Here is a 3205-nt window from a genome sequence, read left to right as displayed (position 1 = left end):
TGGTCATCGGGTGCTCCTGATCCTCGGCGACATCGTCGCCGCTCTCAGGCGCAAAATCCACTCAAGCCACCGTCCGAATTTGCGGAGCCACCTCTCTTATCGCCTTATCCAGACTGCGCATAGATAGTGTCGGTCGGACAGGGCTAGAGTTGGTTAGGCAAACCGTCCAAGACCTTCTTGAACATCATATTCACTTTCTGTTCCTATTTGCATTTCCAGACGCTCGAAAGCGTCTGGACCTAGCCCTCCCAAATCGGGAGATTTTTCCTCCGACCCGCTCGGCGTGAACCGTCGCCGAGCACCTTGCTAAGTCGTTGGTATTTCTAACTCCAGTTCAGAACAAAGGCTTGTTTTTCCAGAACTTTGAGTATCCCAACACCCAACAACAACTGTTGGCGTCACCAAAGTTTTGAACAAGCGCCCTCCGCACCTCATTGATTTCCCTGCAAGATTCAAAACTCCGATTTTTGCTAGCCAAAGTTTTATACCGGATTCAAGCCAAAGTTTTGAACCGGAGCCGTCTGAGCACCATCTGGGCGTCGTTGAGGCCAATGTTCTGAACCTATCCAAGCCAAAGTTCTGAATCCGGCCTATGTCGGCGGCAATGCGGCCCATGAATATGCATGTGCCGGATGAAAGCATAAACCGCTACCAGAGTTCGGAAGCGTATTCGGGCAACAGGGTACTTCGTGAGCGGCTGGCGGTGTGGAGCGGCCAAAGAGGCGCATGCCTTGCCGTGGCGATCCACTATTCTGCCTCTCGACATCCTTTCGTTGCATTTTCTGCAGCAAATCATTGCAAGATCTTCTCGGTGAACCTTTCTTCAATCTACGATAGGTAGACGGGGGCGAAGGGAATTCGAAATGGGTCAGAACATCGACTGGGTCGTGTTAGAACTCGCGCTAGAAAGCAGGCTTGCGAACGCTAATGGCAATGCTTTCCAGAAGCTCTTCAGCGATATCATGGAGAGGATCTATGGCGACGATTTCATCCGAGTAAAGCCCCAAGGCAACTTGGGTGACGACGGTGTCGATGGCTATTTCTTGCACGAGGGAATCGTATATCAGTGCTACGGCGCAGAAGACGGTAAGGTCCAGCGTCACACCGAAGTCGGGCAGAAGATGCGGGCCGACTTCCATACCGTCCTTGCAAGCGGAACGCGGATAAGGGAGTGGCGCTTCACCCATAACCTTCTCTCAGGCCTCCCTAAGCCGCTGCTTGATGTTCTCGATGAGTTGACGCAACTCGGCAATAGCAAGGACGTCAAAGTCGGTCAGTGCGGCCGCGCTACCCTGTTGAAGCTAGTGGAGAAGCTTGATGAGCGCAGCCGGGAACGGCTTCTCGGAACAAAGGCACTTGCGGAAGACCGCCTGCGTAAGCTGCCAGAGGCTGTCAACGCCATCGTTGATGACATCCTGATCAAAACCCTAGACTACGTCGCTCCCGAGGATCCGCCGAAGCCCATTTCGAAGCGCAAGCTTACCCACAATGACATTCCGGACAACTGGCAGCGTTTGCTGCGCCACGGTTTTGAACACGGCTCGCTAGTCTTTGATTGCATTGGCCGCAACGGCGACCCGAAGGCACCCAACTCCGCGCCCGCATACTTCAAGACGCTCTACCGCAATCTCGCTTCGAATGATTTGCTTCCGGGCGAAATACTCAGTCAGATCCACGCCGACCTGTGCGGGGCGGCCGCGTCGCGTGTCGATGACGATCGTTCCTATGCTGCACTGGCAGTGATGGCGTGCATGTTTGAGAGTTGCGAGATTTTTGAGGACCCTATCGACATGCCCACGGGGACACTGGTCCATGATCCTGCCCAGTAAGTTCATGCCCGCAGACCGTTCTCTGATCGTCATCGGCGGAGAAGTTCTAGCTCACCTGAAGGATTCGCCACTCACAGTGAGCGAGACCTGGGAGCGCATGAGCGCGGTTCCACGCCGATCTCCTCTTGGTTTCGACTGGTTTGTTCTCGCCGTCACTCTCCTATTCGCCATGGGCATGGTTCATCTCCGCGAAGGTCTTCTCGTTCTTGAGGGGCAATCATGATTGTCAGGATCGGAAGCTCGATTGAGACTTTTAAGACCATCGAGCTCACCACAGGCCTGAACATCCTCCTCGCCGAGCGACATGCGACTTCCGGTGAAACCCGCACGCGTAACAGCTCTGGGAAATCCAGCTTGGTTGACATCATAAGCTTCCTGCATGGAGGCCGCGTCACCAAGGATTCGGTAGTCAGCGCGAAAGAGTTGGCCAAGGCGAAGTTCTGGGCCGACATGGTTGTCGGCGGTCATCCCTTGCGCGTAGAGCGCTCGGTTGCGGACAAGGATTTCGTTAAGATCCGGTTCGCAGATGGTGGCTCCCATGGCTTGGAAATGAACAACGATCTGCTGGAAGGCGGGCAGGCTACAGTTGCCGATTGGTGCGATTGGCTCGGAAGGCAGATGTTCAAGCTGAGACCTGGCCGCGACATCAGAGGCATGGAAATTTCGCCGCCATCCTTCCGTTCCCTATACGGCTTCTTCGCCAGACGCAGACAGGACGGCGGCTTCATCCGGCCCCACAAAAGCGCGGAAAAGCAGGACGACGCACAAGCTCGGGCGGCCTTGTCCTGGATCTTTGGCCTCGACTGGACGCTTGTCAGGGAGTTCGAGCGAAAGAAATCGGAACTACAAGATATCGCAGCGACTCAACGCAGGGCAAAAGGGTCCGGCACTGATAACCTACGGACGGTGGCGGCACTGCGGTCTGCCACCGCGGTGGCGAAGGCAGCGGCAGAGGCCGCCCGGCAGCGCGTAGCCGACATGAGGGTGGTGGGTCAATATGGAGAAAAGGTCGCCGACGCCGCTAGGCTCAAGGGCGAACTAGAACATCTTGCCGCAGAAGCCGCTATTCTCAAGAGCTCGATCCGTCACGTTGAACGAAGCATGGAGGCGGAGGTGCTGCCGGATGGCCGCGACGTAGAAAGCCTGTATGCCGACATGGGTAGACAACTCCCTGAGAACGTGATGCGCACGTTCGAACAAGTGCGGGCGTTCCATGAGTCCGTCATCATTAATCGCCGGCACCACCTTGGCGCCGAGCTCGACCGCAGTCGCAGCCGTCTGATACCGGTTCCGTCAGGTGGTGACTCTTTGTCTGTTCAAATCAGCTGAGCTCTGATTCCCTCTCGGTTTGGGAGGGCCTCCAATGTCTGGCAAAC

Annotated in this window: 3 protein-coding genes; all 3 read left to right on the top strand. The window is 55.9% G+C overall.

The window, feature by feature from the left end; translation table 11 throughout:
• Positions 1–863: 863 nt before the first annotated feature.
• From H512_RS0119860 to H512_RS0119850, 3 genes are read left to right on the top strand one after another with little or no spacing between them, the layout of a single operon-like run.
• Complete coding sequence (locus H512_RS0119860) at positions 864–1829, top strand: ABC-three component system protein (protein ID WP_026784893.1); 966 nt, start codon at positions 864–866, stop codon at positions 1827–1829.
• Positions 1813–2052, top strand: coding sequence for an ABC-three component system middle component 6 (locus H512_RS0119855; RefSeq protein WP_026784892.1), 240 nt, complete (start codon positions 1813–1815; stop codon positions 2050–2052). The genes H512_RS0119860 and H512_RS0119855 overlap by 17 nt, the downstream gene beginning before the upstream one ends.
• A complete protein-coding gene (locus H512_RS0119850; protein ID WP_026784891.1) occupies positions 2049–3158 on the top strand; it encodes a hypothetical protein in 1110 nt (369 codons plus the stop codon). Before H512_RS0119855 ends, H512_RS0119850 begins: the two co-directional genes overlap by 4 nt.
• The last annotated feature ends 47 nt before the right edge of the window (positions 3159–3205 follow it).

Source organism: Pleomorphomonas koreensis DSM 23070 (genome assembly GCF_000425185.1).
Taxonomy (GTDB): domain Bacteria; phylum Pseudomonadota; class Alphaproteobacteria; order Rhizobiales; family Pleomorphomonadaceae; genus Pleomorphomonas; species Pleomorphomonas koreensis.
The sequence above is the reverse complement of the archived record's forward strand: the minus strand, read 5'-3'. Positions and strand labels throughout refer to the sequence as shown.